The organism is Streptomyces sp. NPDC050988, from assembly GCF_044456225.1.
Classification (GTDB): domain Bacteria; phylum Actinomycetota; class Actinomycetes; order Streptomycetales; family Streptomycetaceae; genus Streptomyces.
In genome coordinates this window covers 109,603-125,244 of sequence record NZ_JBITFQ010000028.1, presented here as the reverse complement: position 1 = coordinate 125,244, position 15,642 = coordinate 109,603, and the positions used below count along the sequence as shown (strand labels likewise).

13 protein-coding genes and 1 pseudogene are annotated in these 15,642 nt (G+C 70.5%); 12 read left to right on the top strand and 2 right to left on the bottom strand.

The annotated features are described in order from the left end of the window. The first annotated feature begins 105 nt into the window (after nucleotides 1-105). Complete coding sequence (locus ACIBEI_RS38710; protein WP_398895227.1) at nucleotides 106-1,536, top strand: RsmB/NOP family class I SAM-dependent RNA methyltransferase; 1,431 nt, start codon at nucleotides 106-108, stop codon at nucleotides 1,534-1,536. A gap of 34 nt (nucleotides 1,537-1,570) precedes the next feature. Here the strand turns inward: ACIBEI_RS38710 and ACIBEI_RS38705 are convergent, their stop codons facing one another. Further along, nucleotides 1,571-3,796, bottom strand: coding sequence for an MMPL family transporter (locus ACIBEI_RS38705; protein ID WP_398895225.1), 2,226 nt, complete (start codon nucleotides 3,794-3,796; stop codon nucleotides 1,571-1,573). A 173-nt stretch (nucleotides 3,797-3,969) separates the two neighbouring features. On the opposite strand from ACIBEI_RS38705, the gene rpe reads away from it, so the two are divergent. The 8 genes and pseudogenes from rpe to ACIBEI_RS38665 all read left to right on the top strand — a co-directional run bounded on the left by rpe (nucleotide 3,970) and on the right by ACIBEI_RS38665 (nucleotide 11,643). Next, nucleotides 3,970-4,656 carry a ribulose-phosphate 3-epimerase gene (rpe, locus tag ACIBEI_RS38700; protein ID WP_143635342.1) on the top strand — a complete coding sequence of 229 codons (687 nt, stop codon included), beginning with the start codon at nucleotides 3,970-3,972 and terminating at the stop codon, nucleotides 4,654-4,656. Nucleotides 4,657-4,734: 78 nt separating this feature from the next. After that, entirely contained in the window at nucleotides 4,735-5,778 is a 1,044-nt protein-coding gene (locus ACIBEI_RS38695) for a sugar-binding domain-containing protein (protein ID WP_362084492.1), read from the top strand. A gap of 439 nt (nucleotides 5,779-6,217) precedes the next feature. Continuing rightward, nucleotides 6,218-6,550 (top strand): barstar family protein, encoded by a 333-nt coding sequence (locus ACIBEI_RS38690; protein WP_398895224.1) that lies wholly within the window; start codon nucleotides 6,218-6,220, stop codon nucleotides 6,548-6,550. A 128-nt stretch (nucleotides 6,551-6,678) separates the two neighbouring features. Next, nucleotides 6,679-8,121, top strand: coding sequence for a GuaB1 family IMP dehydrogenase-related protein (locus ACIBEI_RS38685; RefSeq protein ID WP_398895256.1), 1,443 nt, complete (start codon nucleotides 6,679-6,681; stop codon nucleotides 8,119-8,121). A gap of 160 nt (nucleotides 8,122-8,281) precedes the next feature. After that, nucleotides 8,282-8,608, top strand: a pseudogene (locus ACIBEI_RS38680) (GNAT family N-acetyltransferase); the annotation flags it as partial. Between the two features lie 15 nt (nucleotides 8,609-8,623). Beyond that, nucleotides 8,624-9,025 (top strand): hypothetical protein, encoded by a 402-nt coding sequence (locus ACIBEI_RS38675; RefSeq protein ID WP_398895222.1) that lies wholly within the window; start codon nucleotides 8,624-8,626, stop codon nucleotides 9,023-9,025. Between the two features lie 688 nt (nucleotides 9,026-9,713). Continuing rightward, nucleotides 9,714-11,180, top strand: a complete 1,467-nt coding sequence (locus tag ACIBEI_RS38670; protein WP_398895220.1) for an amino acid permease — start codon at nucleotides 9,714-9,716, stop codon at nucleotides 11,178-11,180. Nucleotides 11,181-11,190: 10 nt separating this feature from the next. Then, nucleotides 11,191-11,643 carry an Lrp/AsnC family transcriptional regulator gene (locus ACIBEI_RS38665; protein ID WP_055618648.1) on the top strand — a complete coding sequence of 151 codons (453 nt, stop codon included), beginning with the start codon at nucleotides 11,191-11,193 and terminating at the stop codon, nucleotides 11,641-11,643. Nucleotides 11,644-11,815: 172 nt separating this feature from the next. On the opposite strand, the gene ACIBEI_RS38660 is transcribed toward ACIBEI_RS38665, so the two are convergent. Further along, nucleotides 11,816-12,565, bottom strand: coding sequence for a GntR family transcriptional regulator (locus ACIBEI_RS38660; RefSeq protein WP_398895219.1), 750 nt, complete (start codon nucleotides 12,563-12,565; stop codon nucleotides 11,816-11,818). Between the two features lie 222 nt (nucleotides 12,566-12,787). On the opposite strand from ACIBEI_RS38660, the gene ACIBEI_RS38655 reads away from it, so the two are divergent. Genes ACIBEI_RS38655 through ACIBEI_RS38645 form a run of 3 tightly spaced genes read left to right on the top strand, consistent with a single transcriptional unit; the run spans nucleotide 12,788 to nucleotide 15,641 of the window. After that, the gene (locus tag ACIBEI_RS38655; protein ID WP_398895217.1) at nucleotides 12,788-13,933 is read left to right on the top strand and encodes an ABC transporter substrate-binding protein; all 1,146 of its coding nucleotides are present in this window, start codon (nucleotides 12,788-12,790) and stop codon (nucleotides 13,931-13,933) included. After that, entirely contained in the window at nucleotides 13,930-14,829 is a 900-nt protein-coding gene (locus ACIBEI_RS38650; protein ID WP_398895216.1) for an ABC transporter permease, read from the top strand. Before ACIBEI_RS38655 ends, ACIBEI_RS38650 begins: the two co-directional genes overlap by 4 nt. Further along, nucleotides 14,814-15,641, top strand: coding sequence for an ABC transporter permease (locus ACIBEI_RS38645; RefSeq protein ID WP_398895214.1), 828 nt, complete (start codon nucleotides 14,814-14,816; stop codon nucleotides 15,639-15,641). The genes ACIBEI_RS38650 and ACIBEI_RS38645 overlap by 16 nt, the downstream gene beginning before the upstream one ends. The last annotated feature ends 1 nt before the right edge of the window (nucleotide 15,642 follow it).

Sequence of the window (15,642 nt, the reverse complement as noted above, 5' to 3'; positions counted from 1 at the left end):
TACCCCCCGAGAGCGTGTTGTTCCCCGTGCCCTGAGAAGGGGCACGGGCGTCACCGCGACGTAGGCTGGACCCGTACCTCTTCCACGATCCGGAGCACCTTTTACGTGAACGAGCAGTCCCGTCGGCCCCGGCAGCAGGGCAAGCCGTACCGTCGTCCCAAGAAGGACCCCGTGCGGATGCTTGCCTTCGATGCGTTGCGGGCGGTGGACGAGAGGGACGCGTACGCGAATCTCGTGTTGCCGCCGTTGCTGCGGAAGGCGCGGGAGAAGGGGGACTTCGACGGGCGGGACGCGGCGCTGGCCACGGAGCTGGTGTACGGGACATTGAGGCGGCAAGGGACGTACGACGCCGTCATCTCGGCGTGTGTCGACCGGCCGCTGCGCGAGGTCGATCCGCCGGTGCTGGATGTTCTGAGCCTGGGTGCGCATCAGCTGCTCGGGACGCGGATCCCGTCGCATGCCGCCGTGTCCGCGTCGGTCGAGCTGGCGAGGGTCGTGCTCGGGGACGGGCGGGCGAAGTTCGTCAACGCCGTGCTGCGGAAGATCGCGCAGCATGATCTGGACGGCTGGCTGGAGCTGGTCGCTCCGCCCTACGACGACGATCCCGAGGATCATCTCGCCGTCGTGCATTCGCATCCGCGATGGGTCGTCTCGGCGTTGTGGGACTCGCTGGGAGGCGGGCGGGCCGGGATCGAGGATCTCCTCGAAGCCGACAACGAACGGCCCGAGGTGACCCTTGTGGCCCGCCCGGGGCGGTCGACTGCCGGTGAACTCCTCGGCGTTCTCGGGGACGAGAACGCGCTGCCGGGACGCTGGTCGCCGTACGCCGTGCGGCTGTCCGAGGGGGGTGAGCCGGGCGCCATCGACGCCGTACGCGAAGGGCGGGCCGGCGTGCAGGACGAGGGCAGCCAACTCGTGGCCCTCGCCCTCGCCAACGCGCCCCTCGACGGGCCGGACAAGGCATGGCTCGACGGCTGTGCCGGACCCGGCGGCAAGGCGGCCATGCTCGCCGGACTGGCCGCCGAGCGCGGGGCCGTGCTCCTCGCCTCCGAGAAGCAGCCGCACCGGGCCGGGCTGGTCGCGAAGGCCCTCGCCGGGAACCCCGGGCCTTATCAGGTCGTCGCCGCCGACGGGACACGGCCGCCGTGGCGTTCGGGGACCTTCGACCGCGTACTGATGGACGTGCCCTGCACGGGTCTTGGCGCGCTGCGGCGTCGTCCCGAGGCCCGTTGGCGGCGGCGCCCCGACGACCTGGACGGGTTCGCGCCGTTGCAGCGCGGACTGCTGCGTACGGCGCTCGACTCGGTGCGGGTCGGCGGTGTCGTCGGGTATGCCACCTGCTCGCCGCACCTCGCGGAGACCCGGGCCGTGGTCGACGACATGCTCAAGCAGTACGGCGGCTCGGCCGAACTCCTCGACGCCCGCCCGCTCTTCCCGGGCGTACCGGCCCTGGGCGACGGCCCCGACGTGCAGCTGTGGCCGCATCTGCACGGGACGGACGCCATGTATCTGGCGCTCATCCGCCGGACCGCCTGAGGTCGGTCGACCGGCACCTACCGGCCGGGTCCGCCTACTCCGACGGGGCCGGCGGGCCTCCCGGAGTCGGTGTCGGTGCCGGTGCCGGTGTCGGTGTTGGCGAGGGAGAGCCGGAGCCGGTCCCGGTGGTCGTCGGCGGACCCGCCGTGCCCCCGTCCTCGTGGGCCAGCCGGTGCGGCCACCACACCTTCGCGCCCACGTCCAGGAACAGGGACGGCACGAGGACCGAGCGCACGATGAACGTGTCGAGCAGCACGCCCAGGGCGACCGCGAAGCCGATCTCGGCGAAGGCGACCATGGGGAGCGTGCCGAGGGCGGCGAAGGTTCCGGCGAGGACCAGGCCCGCCGAGGTGATGACGGCGCCGGTGGTGGCCAGGCCCGTCACCACGCCCTTGCGGGTGCCCTGGCGGCCGGCCTCCTCGCGGATGCGGGTGGTCAGGAAGATGTTGTAGTCGATGCCCAGGGCGACCAGGAACACGAAGACGAACAGCGGGAAGTCCGTCGACTCGCCCGCGTAGTCGAAGACGTACCGGAACGCGAGCGCACTGATCCCCAGCGCGGCGGCGAAGGACAGCACCACCGTGCCGATCAGCAGCAGCGGGGCGATCAGAGCTCGGAGCACGCCGCACAGGATCAGCAGGACCACGATGAGCACCAACGGGATGATCAGGATGTTGTCGTGGGTCGTCGCCTTGTCCATGTCGAGCAGCGAGGCCGTGCCGCCGCCCACCTGGGCGTCGGCGTCGGGAACGTCGTGCACGGCGTCCCGCACCCGCTCCACCGTCTGTTTCGCGGCCTCGCTGTCCGCGGGTGCGGTCATGGTGGCCTCGAAGAGGACCTTGCCCTCGAACTCGGGTTTCGTGCCCGGTGGCAGGCCGAGGGATTCCGGTACGACACCGCGGGTGGCCGCGACCGCCTGGCCGACGTCCTCGGCCTGGGCGCGGTTGCTGACGATGACGAGCGGATCGCCGCTGCCCGCGGGGAAGTAGCGCGCGGACACCTCCTGGCCGACGATCGAGTCGGGTTTGCCGGTGAAGGCGTCGGCGTTGCTGATGCCCTCCGCGCGGAGCTGGATGAGGCCCAGTGAGAGCAGCGCGAGCGCCGCCGCCGTGACGCCCCAGATCAGCCGCGGGCGATGCGTGATGCGGTTGCCCATCCGCGCCCAGACCCCGCGCTCGGTCGGGTCGGCGGAGCCGAAGTGCGGGATCACCGGCCAGAAGATCCAGCGGCCGAAGATCACCAGCAGGGCCGGGAAGAGGGTCATCATCGCGGCCAGGGCGACCGCGACGCCGATGGCGGCGACCGGGCCGAGGCCGCGCGTCGAGTTCATCTCGGCGGCGAGCAGCACCAGCATGCTCAGGACGACGGTCGCGCCGGACGCGAGCACCGCGGGGCCCGCCCGGTGCAGGGCGAGCGCCATCGCCTCGTGGCGGTCCTCGTGGCGGCGCAGTTCCTCCCGGTAGCGGGCCACCAGGAGCAGGGCGTAGTCGGTCCCCGCGCCGAAGACGAGGACGGTGAGAATGCCCGCGCTCTGGCCGTTGACGGTCAGGCCCGCGTGCTCGGCGAGGAAGTAGATCACCGCCTGTGCGGTGAACAGTGCGGCGACCACGCCGAGCAGCGGCACCAGCAGCAGGGTGGGACTGCGGTAGGTCAGCAGCAGCATCACGATGACGACGGCCATCGCCGAGAACAGCAGCGTGGAGTCGATGCCCTCGAAGGCCTCGGAGAAGTCCGCGGACGTACCGCCGGGGCCCGTCACATGCACGGCCAGCCCGTCGCCGCCCTTGCCGACCACGTCACGGATCGAGTCGACGGCGGGCGAGATCTCCTCCCAGCCCTTCTCGTCCATCCTGATGGGGACGAGGATCTGGGCGGCACGCGGATCGGTCTGCCGGTCGAAGACCGGGCCCCGGGTCTCCGCGCCGAGGATGCCGTGCGCACGCAGTTCCTTGATCTGGCGTGCGTCCTCGTCGATCTGCGCCCGCTCCTCGGCCGTCAGGCCGCTCTCACGGGCGTACACGACCACCGCGGGGATCTGTTCCGGCCTGAAGTCCTCGGAGATCTCCAGGACTTGGGTGGACTCGGCGGATCCGGGCAGCCAGGACGCGGCGTCGTTGTCCTGCGCGTCGGTGAGTTTCGAGGCGAAGGGCGCCGTGAGGAACAGCAGCACCAGCCACAGTCCCACCACGATCCATTTGCTGCGCCGGCCGCAGACCAGCCAGCCGATCCCGCGTCCCTGCTTCGCCTGTGCGTCCGTCATGGCGACCCCCGTAGCCGCGTGTGGAGCTGGTGGGCCGACAAGGATGGCACGGGCCGCGAGGCCGGTGCAGTCCCTCGGCAGGATTGGTATATACCGACCGGTTCGGGTCGCGGACCTCCGGGACCTCGACGACCGGGGAGAACAACCGGCGCCGGACGTGGCAGGCTTAACGCATGGCCGCGCAGATCAACCCCAGCATCCTGTCCGCCGACTTCGCCCGCCTTGCCGAGGAGGCAAAGGCGGTGGAAGGGGCTGACTGGCTCCATGTCGACGTGATGGACAACCATTTCGTCCCGAACCTCACGCTAGGTGTGCCGGTCGTAGAGTCTCTGGCGCGTGCTACGGACACGCCGCTGGACTGCCATCTGATGATCGAGGACGCCGATCGGTGGGCGCCGCAGTACGTAGAAGCGGGTGCCGGTTCCGTCACCTTCCATGTCGAGGCGGCCGCCGCACCCGTGCGGCTCGCCCGTGAGATCCGGGCCAAGGGCGCCCGGGCCTCCATGGCCCTGCGGCCCGCGACTCCCATCGAGCCGTACGAGGATCTACTCCCCGAGCTCGACATGTTGCTGATCATGACCGTCGAGCCGGGCTTCGGAGGCCAGGCCTTTCTCGACATCATGCTGCCCAAGATCCGCCGCACCCGCGAGTTGATCAACAAGCACGGCCTGGAGCTGTGGCTGCAGGTCGACGGCGGGGTCTCGGCCTCCACCATCGAGCGCTGCGCCGAGGCGGGGGCCGACGTCTTCGTCGCCGGTTCCGCGGTGTACGGGGCGGCCGACCCCGCCCAGGCGGTACGTGCATTGCGCACGCAGGCGGAGGAGGCGACGGCCCAGGCAGCATGGGCATGCGACCACTGAGCCAAGGGAACGTGAACGCCGCCCCTCAGGGCTGATCAAGTACGCCGGATCTGCAAGGATGAACGGCGAATCCAGAGTGTGAACAGCAGTGAGGAGATCGCCGTGTCGGGTATGTCGGCGGGCCGGTCGGCCATGCGGATGGGACCCGCTGAGCTGGTGCAGGCGGCGGCCATGGCCCGCCGTTTCTACCTTGAGGGCAAGTCCAAGATCCAGATCGCCGAGGAGTTCGGCGTCAGCCGCTTCAAGGTGGCCCGGGTCCTGGAGACAGCTCTCGAACGGGATCTCGTGAGGATCGAGATCCGCGTCCCCGCCGAGCTGGACGCGGAGCGCTCGGACGCGCTGCGCGCCCGCTACGGCCTGCGGCATGCCGTCGTCGTCGAGTCCCCGGCCGAGGCCGAGGAGTCGCCCGACCCGGAGAACCTCGGTGAGGTCGCCGCCGACCTGCTCGGTGAACTCGTCGCCGAGGGCGATGTGCTCGGCCTCGCCTGGGGCCGCTCCACCATCCACATGGCGGCCGCGCTGGACCGGCTGCCGCCGTGCACGGTGGTGCAGTTGACGGGTGTCTACGACGCCGGGACGGCAGAGCGCGGCTCGGTCGAGGCGGTCCGCCGGGCCGCCCAGGTCTCCGGAGGGGACGCCCATCCCATCTACGCTCCGATGCTCCTGCCGGACGTGGCCACCGCGGCGGCGCTGCGCAGCCAGACGGGGATCGCCCGCGCCTTCGAGTACTTCGACAAGGTCACCGTCGCGTGTGTGTCGATCGGCTCCTGGGAGGCGGGCATCTCGACGGTGCACGACATGCTCACCGAGGAGGAGCGCGCCCACTACGCCACGCTCGGTGTGGCCGCCGAGATGTCCGCGCACCTCTTCGACTCCGAGGGCCGTCGCGTCGGCCGGGACCTGGGCGAGCGGTGCATCACCGTCGAGGCCGACCGGCTGCGGCGGATCCCCGAGGTCGTCGCGATCGCCGGCGGCCAGCGCAAGGCGGCCGCCATCGACGCGGTACTGCGCTCCGGCCTCGTCACCAGCCTGGTGACGGACACGGCGGCCGCGGACTACCTGATGACGGCGGGCCCGACCCCCCGCCCCGCCCTGAACCGGGCGGACCCGGACGGGCCCTGAGCCCGCAACGCTCCGACGGCGGCTCGGCGACGCGCCGCGTGGGGACGGCTGTGGCAGCATCGGCGACATGCTGCTCCGGTCCGTCCCCCATCTGTTTTCCTGAGACCTCTGTGGACGCCCCGGCCTTCAGGCCGGGAAGGAATCGGACTACTGCGGAGCAGGGCAGGGAACGGGGTTCACCCCGGGGCGAAAGGCCGCCCAGGGGCGCGTAAACTCACCGCTGCGCGTTGCGAGAACCAAGCGCGTACACCGTGCTGATCGAGAACCAAGACAGCACATGCACGTCCAAGCTTTGCGGTACAAACCGGGCTGGTTTCAACCCGACTGGTGTTGATCGTGGAAGACCTGTCGGTCGCTGACCTGCGGGCGGCGTGAGCCAGGAATCCCCCTGCTTCAGCTGGGGGAGGATTCAATACAACTCTTTCAGGGCGGTGCTGAGATGACGCACGACGTGGCGGGCCGCCACGTGGTCGCGCTGGACCTCGACGGTGTCGCGGACAAGGCGGGCCTCATGGAGCGCTGCGTACGCGCCCTGGAGCTGCCGGACTGGTTCGGGCGCAACTGGGACGCGCTGGCCGACAGCCTCGGCGACTCCTCCGTCTGGCCCTCGCCCGCCGTGGAGAAGGGGCTGCTCGTCGTCGTCACCGGCTGGCAGCCGTACGCGAAGGCGCGGCCCGAGGAGTGGGAGACCGCGCGGGACGTGTTCGCCCAGGCGGCGGACGGCACCCCGGCGCTCACCGTGGCGCTGGTCCTTGGAGGATCCCACCAGTAGCCCCCTGACCAGCCTGGACGATCGGCCCGGGGCGCGTTCACCCATCGACATGGGACAATGAGGTACGTGCTCTTCCCTCGTGCTGTCCTGTTCGGGGGCCACCTCTGAACGACTGGGATGTGCAGCACGTGCGTTTCCTCAACGACATCCAGCCCGCGTACGACCTGACGTACGACGACGTCTTCATGGTGCCGAGCCGCTCCGCGGTCGGTTCGCGGCAGGGCGTCGACCTGGCTTCGCCGGACGGCAGCGGGACCACGATTCCGCTGGTGGTCGCCAACATGACGGCCATCGCGGGCCGCCGGATGGCCGAGACGCTGGCCCGCCGGGGCGGGCTCGTCGTCATTCCGCAGGACATCCCGATCGAGGTCGTCACCGAGGTCGTCTCCTGGGTCAAGAGCCGTCATCTCGTCCTGGACACCCCGATCGTGCTGGCCCCGCACCAGACGGTCGCCGACGCGCTGTCCCTGCTGCCGAAGCGCGCGCACAACGCCGGTGTCGTGGTGGACGGCGAGGGCAGGCCGGTCGGCGTGGTCACCGACGCCGACCTGAGCGGCGTCGACCGCTTCACGCAGCTGTCCGAGGTCATGTCCCGGGACCTGCTACTGCTCGACGCGGACATCGAGCCGGGCGAGGCGTTCAACAAGCTGGACCACGCGAACCGCCGGTACGCGCCCGCCGTGGACAAGGACGGCCGCCTCGCCGGCATCCTCACCCGCAAGGGCGCCCTGCGTGCCACGCTCTACACGCCGGCCACCGACGCGGACGGCAGGCTGCGCATCGCGGCCGCCGTCGGTATCAACGGCGATGTCGCGGGCAAGGCCAAGCAGCTCCTCGCGGCCGGTGTCGACACGCTCGTCGTGGACACCGCGCACGGCCACCAGGAGTCGATGATCTCCGCGGTCAAGGCGGTCCGCGGGCTCGACCCCCAGGTGCCGATCGTCGCGGGCAACATCGTCGCCGCCGAGGGCGTACGCGACCTCATCGAGGCCGGCGCGGACATCATCAAGGTCGGTGTCGGACCCGGCGCCATGTGCACCACGCGCATGATGACCGGTGTGGGCCGCCCGCAGTTCTCGGCCGTGCTCGAATGCGCCGCCGAGGCGAAGAAGTTCGGCAAGCACGTATGGGCCGACGGCGGTGTGCGCCACCCGCGCGACGTCGCCATGGCGCTGGCCGCGGGCGCTTCGAACGTCATGATCGGCTCCTGGTTCGCCGGTACGTACGAGTCGCCGGGCGACCTCCAGCACGATGCCAACGGACGCCCCTACAAGGAGTCGTTCGGCATGGCGTCCGCGCGCGCGGTGCGCAACCGCACGTCGGAGGAGTCCGCGTACGACCGTGCCCGCAAGGCCCTGTTCGAGGAGGGCATCTCGACCTCGCGGATGTTCCTCGACCCGACCCGGCCGGGCGTCGAGGACCTGATCGACTCGATCATCGCGGGCGTCCGCTCCTCCTGCACCTACGCCGGTGCCAACTCCCTGGAGGAGTTCGCCGAGAGGGCCGTCGTCGGCATCCAGAGCGCGGCGGGTTACGCGGAGGGCAAGCCGCTGCACGCCAGCTGGAGCTGACGCAACTCCCTTCCGCAACTCGCTTCCGTAACTCACTTCTGCAACTCCCGTCCGTACGGCCCCTGTTGTCCCGCGTTCCGGGAGAACGGGGGCCGTGCCGTTCCCTGTTGTCGCTAGGGTCGGGCGGATGAGGATCGAGATCTGCAGGGCCGAGGACCTCGCGGCCCGGCCGGGGTGCCCCGAGCTGAACGGGCTGCTCGTCCGGCCCGAGTCACTCCGCTCGCGGGGCATCGGAACGGCGCTGGTGCGTGCCGCCGAGGAACGGGCGGTCGCCCGCGGCACCGGGCTCATGGGGCTCGGCGTGGGCGACGACAACCCGGCGGCCGCGCGGCTCTACGCACGGCTCGGCTACCGGCCCACCGTGTCGTACCTCGACCGCTGGGCGTATCTCGACTTGGACGGTGTGCGCCAGGAGTGCGCCGACCCCTGCGTCTTCCTGGTCAAGGACTTGTCGTCGTCAGGCCCTCTTGACGTCAAGCCTGCCTGACGGGACGGTGGGTCCATGACGACACCGCAGAGCATCGAACCCCAGTACACGCTGCTGACCGCCGTGGCCCGACTCGACGTGCTGCGCGTGCGGGAGTCGCTGGCCGGGGCGGGGAGCGACGAGGAGGCCCTCGACCGGGGCGAGCTGCTCGAACTGCTCGCGCTGAGCGAGGTGGTGGCCCGAAAGGCCGCGTACGGGCGGCAGTTGAGCGTGCGCGCGGCGCGGCGGGCCGGGGCCTCCTGGACGCAGATCGGGGCGGCCCTGGGCACCAGCAAGCAGGCCGCCTGGGAGGCCCACAACCGGTGGATCGACGAGCAGGCGGCGGTGCATACCCATGGGCGGCCCGGGCAGCTGGGCTTCGACGAGGACGACGTGGCCGAGGCACGGGCCATCGCGGGGGAGCCGGACGGGGGCTGAGGGGGCGTGGGCCGGGGGCCTGACTTGCGATATGGGGTGGGCCTGTCATGCGATGTGGGGTGGGCGGCGGGGCGTCCTGTGTGGCTGGCTTCCGGGGCTGTCCTTTGGTCCGGCGGAGGCCGGCGCGAGGGGCATGCCGGGTCTGCGTGGCGGCAGAGCGGAGGGTTCCGGCGGCGGGTGGTGGGGTGTCCGGCGCGGGTGGCCTGGGCCTGTCCTGTGGTCCGGCAGCGGGCCGGTGCGAGCGGCCTACCGGGCCTGTGTGGCGGTCGAGCGGAGGGTTCCGGCGGCGGGCTGAGGGGCGTCCGGCGCGGGTGGCCTGGGCCTGCCTTGGGGCCCGGCGGTGGGCTGGCGCGAAGGGCATGCCGGGTCTCTGCGAGGGGCCTCCCGGGCCTGTGCGGCGGTCGGGCGAAGGGCCTCGGTGGTGGCCGGGTGGCGGGGGCGCGACCGGCCGGGTGGCGCGGCAGCGCAATGGTCGAAAGGCCCCGCGCAACGAACACGCGCGTGCCCGCGATCAACGCAACGATCTTGCGGAGGCGCGCAAGGTTGCTGCATTACGGCTGGAAAGGCTGTCCTCGTAGAGTCATCCGCTGAACGTAGTGTGGCGGGGACCCCGTGCACGGTGGTCCCCTTCCTCCGGACTGCCGTGGGGCCGCGCCGCCTGACCGGCAGCGATGAAGGAGCCAGCCGCGTGCTCGACCACGGCGCACCCCCGCAGTCCCGCAGTCACCCCACCCCCGAGCCCCCGGGAGCCGGCGCGCGGCTGATGCGCCGCAAGCCCGTGGAGAGCCTGGTCGCGGAGGGTGGCCAGGGTGAGGGCGGCAGCCTGCGGCGCTCCCTCGGCCTCTGGCAGCTGACGATGATCAGCATCGGCGCCACGCTCGGCACCGGCATCTTCGTGGTGCTCGGCGAGGCCGTTCCCAAGGCCGGCCCGGCCGTCACCGTCTCCTTCGTGATCGCCGGTCTCACGGCCCTCTTCTCCGCCCTCTCGTACGCCGAGCTGGCGGGCACCATCCCGGTCGCCGGGTCCTCGTACTCGTATGCGTACGCAACCATGGGCGAGCTCATCGCCTGGATCTGCGGCTGGTGTCTGGTCCTGGAGTACGGCGTCTCCGTCGCGGCCGTCGCCGTCGGCTGGGGCGAGTACCTGAACGAGCTGCTCGACGGCACGATCGGCGTCACCATCCCGGACGTGCTCTCGGCGCCACCCGGTGACGGCGGCGTCTTCAACCTGCCCGCGCTCATCGTCGTACTGCTCGCCATGGCGTTCCTGCTCGGCGGCGCCCGCGAGTCCGCGCGCGCCAACACCGTCATGGTCGTCGTGAAGATCGCCGCGCTGCTGCTGTTCTGCGCGATCGGCGTCCAGGGCTTCCGGTCCGGCAACTACGAGAACTTCATGCCGCTCGGCATGGCGGGTGTCAGTGCCGCCGGAGCGACCCTCTTCTTCTCATACATCGGGTTCGACGCAGCCTCCACCGCGGGCGAGGAAGCCAAGAACGCCCAGCGCGACCTGCCGCGCGCCATCATGCTCTCCCTGATCATCGTGACCGCGCTGTACGTGCTCGTCGCGGCTGTCGCCGTCGGGGCCAAGCCCTGGCAGGGCTTCACCGGCTCGGAGGCCGCGCTCGCCGGGATCATGAAGGACGTCACCGGAGACGCCTTCTGGGGCACGCTGCTCGCGGCCGGTGCGGTCATCGCCATCGCCAGTGTCGTACTGACCGTGCTCTACGGGCAGACCCGCATCCTCTTCGCCATGTCCCGCGACGGGCTCGTGCCCAAGGTCTTCTCGCGCGTCCACCCGAAGACCGGTACGCCCCGCGTCAACACGGTCATCGTGTCCCTGTTCTGCGGTGTCCTCGCCGCCGCGATTCCGCTGGGGCAGCTCGCCGACGCGACCAGCATCGGCACGCTCTTCGCCTTCGCGCTGGTCAATGTGGCCGTCGTGGTGCTGCGGCGTACGCGGCCCGAGATGCCCCGTACGTTCCGGGTGCCGCTGTCGCCGGTGATGCCCGCGCTGGGCTTCGCCTTCTGCGTGTGGATGATGGGCAGCCTCGACACCGTGACCTGGGTCGTCTTCGGGGTCTGGATGGCCGTCGGGCTCGTGTTCTACTTCAGTTACGGCTATCGCCGCTCCCGTCTCGCCACTCCAGAGAAGTGATCCACCCGCAGTGCTGAACGATCTCGACGAACGCATCGTGCACGCCCTCGCCGAGGACGCCCGCCGCTCCTATGCCGACATCGGGCAGGAAGTGGGGCTGTCCGCGCCCGCGGTGAAACGGCGGGTGGACCGGTTGCGGGCGACTGGGGCGATCACCGGGTTCACCGTTCGGGTCGACCCCGCCGCGCTCGGGTGGGAGACCGAGGGGTTCGTCGAGATCTACTGCCGGCGGAACACCTCGCCGGAGACGATTCAGCGGGGGCTGGAGCGGTATCAGGAGGTTGTGGCCGCGTCCACCGTCACGGGGGAGGCGGATGCGATGGTGCAGGTTTTCGCTTCTGACATGCGGCATTTCGAGCGGGTGCTTGAGCGGATTGCCGGCGAGCCGTTTGTGGAGCGGACCAAGTCCGTGTTGGTGCTTTCGCCTTTGTTGCGGAGGTTTTCTTCGGGGTCGCCCACGTAGGTGGTTGTGCGGGGTGGGGTTGCGGCTGCGGGTTTGTTGGGGCTGGTCGCGCAGTTCCCCGCGCCCCTTAAAGACTGCGCAGTTCCCCGCGCCCCTTGAGGGGCGCCCCCGGTCCGTCGTCGTGTGCGGGTCGGTGGGGGCTTGTCGCGCAGTTCCCCGCGCCCCCAAGAAATCAGAAGTCCGACTGGCCCGACTGGCGGGCCAGGGCGTTGTTGGCTATGGAGTTGTGGACGCTGAAGGTGATGGCGTCCGGGCGGTAGCGGTCGTCGGACCATTCGACCGGGCGGCCTTCTCGGGTTGTCGTGACGCGGCGGACGCGTAGGAGGGGGCTGGTGCGGCGGACGTCGAGGAGTTCGGCGTCCTGGGCGCCGGCGGCCACCGCGTCGATGACGTGCTCGCCGTAGGCGAAGACGAGGCCCGTGTCCTCGTACAGGCGCTGGGTGACCGAGGGGCAGTCCGGTTCGACGGCCTCGACGGCGGGGGAGATCCAGGCCGCGTAGACCGTGCGCTCCAGGAGGACCGGGTCGCCGTCCAGGCCGCGTACGCGCAGGACGTGCAACACCGGGGTGCCCGTGGGTAGTTGGAGGCGGACGGAGTCCTCGGGCGTGGCCGGGCGGTACTGCGAGGACACCACGTGGCCCGTGGCCTCGCGGCCCATCGCGCGGGCCCACTGGGCGAAGGAGCGCAGCTCCTCGAAGGACTGGCTGCGGCGGCTCGCGAGGACCACGCGGCGCGCGCCCTGCCGGGAGCCGATGAGGCCCTCGGCGGTCAGGGCGGCGACGGCCTGGCGGACGGTACCGCGGGAGACGCCGTAGCGGGACGCGAGGTCGGTCTCGGCGGGCAGTCGACTGCCCACGGTGTACTCCTCGCGGTCGATCGCCCGCCTGAGTTCCTCGGCGATCTCCTCGTGTCGCGTCGCCATGCTCCCCCTCTGTGCGCAGTTGTGTACCCCTTGATCAGCCTAGACGAGGATCGCTGGTGACACGTGCGCCCGGCGAGTGGCAGGCAAATCAAGGGTCACGGTTTCGACAATGTTTACGAACAGGTCATCAACGCCGGGCCTACTTGGGCCAACTTGTTCAGACAAGTTCTGCTGACCAGCTCTGCGTCTCGAGTGATCCCTGCGCGCCCCCTGGAGAAGAACGTGACCGTGTCCCTGCCCAGAACAGCCGTCTTCGTCGGCGCCGCCGCACTCGCCCTGAGTGCCTGCGGCGCGGCCCCCGACGACGAGTCCACCACCACCGGCGGCAAGAGCGCCGCCACCGCGACCTCCGCCGAGGCATTCGGCGGCATGGACGCGCTCGTGAAGGCGGCCAAGAAGGAGGGCACGCTGCAGGCGATCGCGCTGCCCCGCGACTGGGCCAACTACGGCGCCCTCATCGACGGCTTCCAGAAGAAGTACGGCATCAAGATCGAGGTCGAGAACCCCGACGGCAGCAGCCAGGACGAGATCAACGCCGTGACGTCGCGGAAGGGACAGGACCGGGCGCCCGACGTCCTGGACCTGGGCAGTTCGTTCGCGCTCAGCGCCGCCCAGCAGGGACTCCTCGCGCCCTACAAGGTCGCGGGCTTCGCCGACATCCCCGAGGGGCAGAAGGACGCGCAGGGCCGCTGGTTCAACGACTACGGCGGCTACATCTCCATCGGCTGCGACGCCAAGCGCGTGAAGACCTGCCCGACCACCTTCGCGGACCTGCTGAAGCCGCAGTACAAGGGTCAGGTCGCGCTCAACGGCAACCCCACCAAGTCCGGTTCGGCCTTCGGCGGCGTCTGGGCGGCCTCCCTCGCGAGCGGCGGCTCCTTCGACGACATCCAGCCCGGCCTCGACTTCTTCGCCAAGCTGAAGAAGAACGGCAACTACACGCCCGTCGAGTCGACTCCGGCCACGGTCGAGAAGGGCGAGACGCCGATCAGTATCGACTGGGACTACCTCAACGCCGGCTACGCCGAGGAGTTCAAGAAGAAGGGCCTCGACTGGAAGGTCTCGGTCCCGTCCGACGGCAAGTTCTCCCAGTACTACTCGCAGGCCATCAACAAGGACGCCCCGCATCCGGCGGCCGCCCGCCTGTGGCAGGAGTACCTCTACAGCGCCGAGGGCCAGAACCTCTGGCTCAAGGGATACGCGCGCCCGGCCCTGATGACCGCCATGGAGAAGGCCGGCACGCTCGACAAGACCGCCGCCGCCAAGCTCCCCGAGGTCTCCGGGACGCCCGCCTTCCCGACCGAGGCCCAGCAGAGCAAGGCCAAGACCGTGCTCGGCCAGGGCTGGGGCAAGGCCGTCGCCGGATGACCGCGACCCTCACCCGTGTGGACGTGACGCCCGTCGCTTCCCCGAAGCGGCGGCGCCACGCGCCCGGCTGGCTCGCCGTCGTCCCGTTGCTCGCCTTCGTGGCGCTCGCCTTCGGGATCCCCGCGCTGGCCATGCTGAACGGCGCGTTCACCGTCAAGGACCCTGCCACCGGGGCGACTTCGTACACCACGGCGAACCTGACCGCCTCGCTGAAGGGCGCGTACCTCACCGCCCTGCTCGGCAGCGTCAAGCTGTCCGCCGTCTCGGCGGTCATCTCGACGGTGTTCGGGCTGCTGGTCGCCCAGGCCGTGGTGACCTCCCGTTTCCGCGCGCTGCGCGAGGCCGTGCTCACCGCGTCCGGCGTGCTCGCCAACTTCGGCGGCGTCCCGCTGGCCTTCGCCTTCGTCGCCACGCTCGGCAACTCCGGTGTCCTGACCCGGTATTTCGGACTCGCCGACAAGGGCTGGAACCTCTACAGCTTCTCGGGTCTGGTGATCGTCTATCTCTACTTCCTGATCCCGCTGATGGTCCTCACCATCACCCCCGCCCTCGACGGACTGCGCGTCCAGTGGCGCGAGGCCGCGCGGAACAACGGCGCCACCGCGGTGCAGTACTGGCGGCACATCGCCCTGCCCGTCCTCGCGCCCTCACTCCTCGGCGGATTCGTGCTGCTCTTCGGCAGCGCCTTCGCCGCGTACGCCACCGCCGCGGCCATGGTGGGCAGTTCGGTCCCGCTGGTCACCCTCCAGATCGCCGACGCCATCTCAGGCAACGTCCTGGTCGGCCAGGAGAACGTGGCGCTCGCCCTCAGCCTCGACATGGTCCTCGTCGCGGGCCTGGTGATGGCCGTGTACCTGCCCCTGCAACGACGGAGCGCGCGATGGCTCGACAACTGAACCAGTCCGTACGTCCCTGGCGCGGGGTCGTCCTCGCCGGCGCCGCGCTCTACTTCCTGGTACCGCTGGCCGCGTCCGTCGTCTTCACGGTCGACGTGCCGGGGCAGGGCGTCAACTTCGACGCGTACACACAGATTTTCAGTACCGAAGGGTTCGTCTCCAGCCTGCTGCTCTCGCTGGGGCTGGCCGCCGCCACCATCGCGATCGTGCTGCTGCTGATGGTGCCTGCGATGGTCGCCCTGCGGCTCGGCGCGCCGAAACTGCGGCCCGTCGTCGAGATCGTCTGCTCGCTGCCGCTCGTCGTCCCGCCCATCGCGTTCGTCGCCGGGATAGGCACGGTCCTGAAGTGGGGGCCCGAACACCTTTCCCGCACCCCGCTGTTCCAGACGTTCGTGTCGATCCAGAACCCCGACTTCCCGTTCGTCCTCGTCCTCGCGTACGTCGTGATGGCGCTGCCGTTCGTGTACCGGGCCCTGGACGCCGGGCTGCGCGCGATGGACGTACGCACCCTCGTCGAGGCGGCCCGCAGCTGTGGCGCGGGCTGGCCGCAGGCGCTCGTACGGGCCGTGCTGCCGAACCTGCGCGGGGCACTGCTCAACGCGTCGTTCCTCACCCTGGCCCTGGTGCTCGGCGAGTTCACCGTCGCCCAGCTGCTCGGCTTCCAGCCGTTCGCCGTGTGGATCGTCAACGTCAGCGGATCGCAGGCCCAGTTGTCCGTCGCCGTCTCCGTGCTCAGCCTGCTCGTCACGTGGGCACTCCTTCTCGCGCTCGCCGGGTTCGGCGGGCGCTCCCGTACCGCTCCCCGGGGATGAA

Excerpts from the sequence above, each read along its gene's own strand:
- ACIBEI_RS38705 (WP_398895225.1), bottom strand. The coding sequence starts at position 3,796 with ATGACGGACGCACAGGCGAAGCAGGGACGCGGGATCGGCTGGCTGGTC.
- rpe (WP_143635342.1), top strand. The coding sequence starts at position 3,970 with ATGGCCGCGCAGATCAACCCCAGCATCCTGTCCGCCGACTTCGCCCGC.
- ACIBEI_RS38690 (WP_398895224.1), top strand. The coding sequence starts at position 6,218 with ATGACGCACGACGTGGCGGGCCGCCACGTGGTCGCGCTGGACCTCGAC.
- ACIBEI_RS38675 (WP_398895222.1), top strand. The coding sequence starts at position 8,624 with ATGACGACACCGCAGAGCATCGAACCCCAGTACACGCTGCTGACCGCC.
- ACIBEI_RS38660 (WP_398895219.1), bottom strand. The coding sequence starts at position 12,565 with ATGGCGACGCGACACGAGGAGATCGCCGAGGAACTCAGGCGGGCGATC.
- ACIBEI_RS38650 (WP_398895216.1), top strand. The coding sequence starts at position 13,930 with ATGACCGCGACCCTCACCCGTGTGGACGTGACGCCCGTCGCTTCCCCG.
- ACIBEI_RS38645 (WP_398895214.1), top strand. The coding sequence starts at position 14,814 with ATGGCTCGACAACTGAACCAGTCCGTACGTCCCTGGCGCGGGGTCGTC.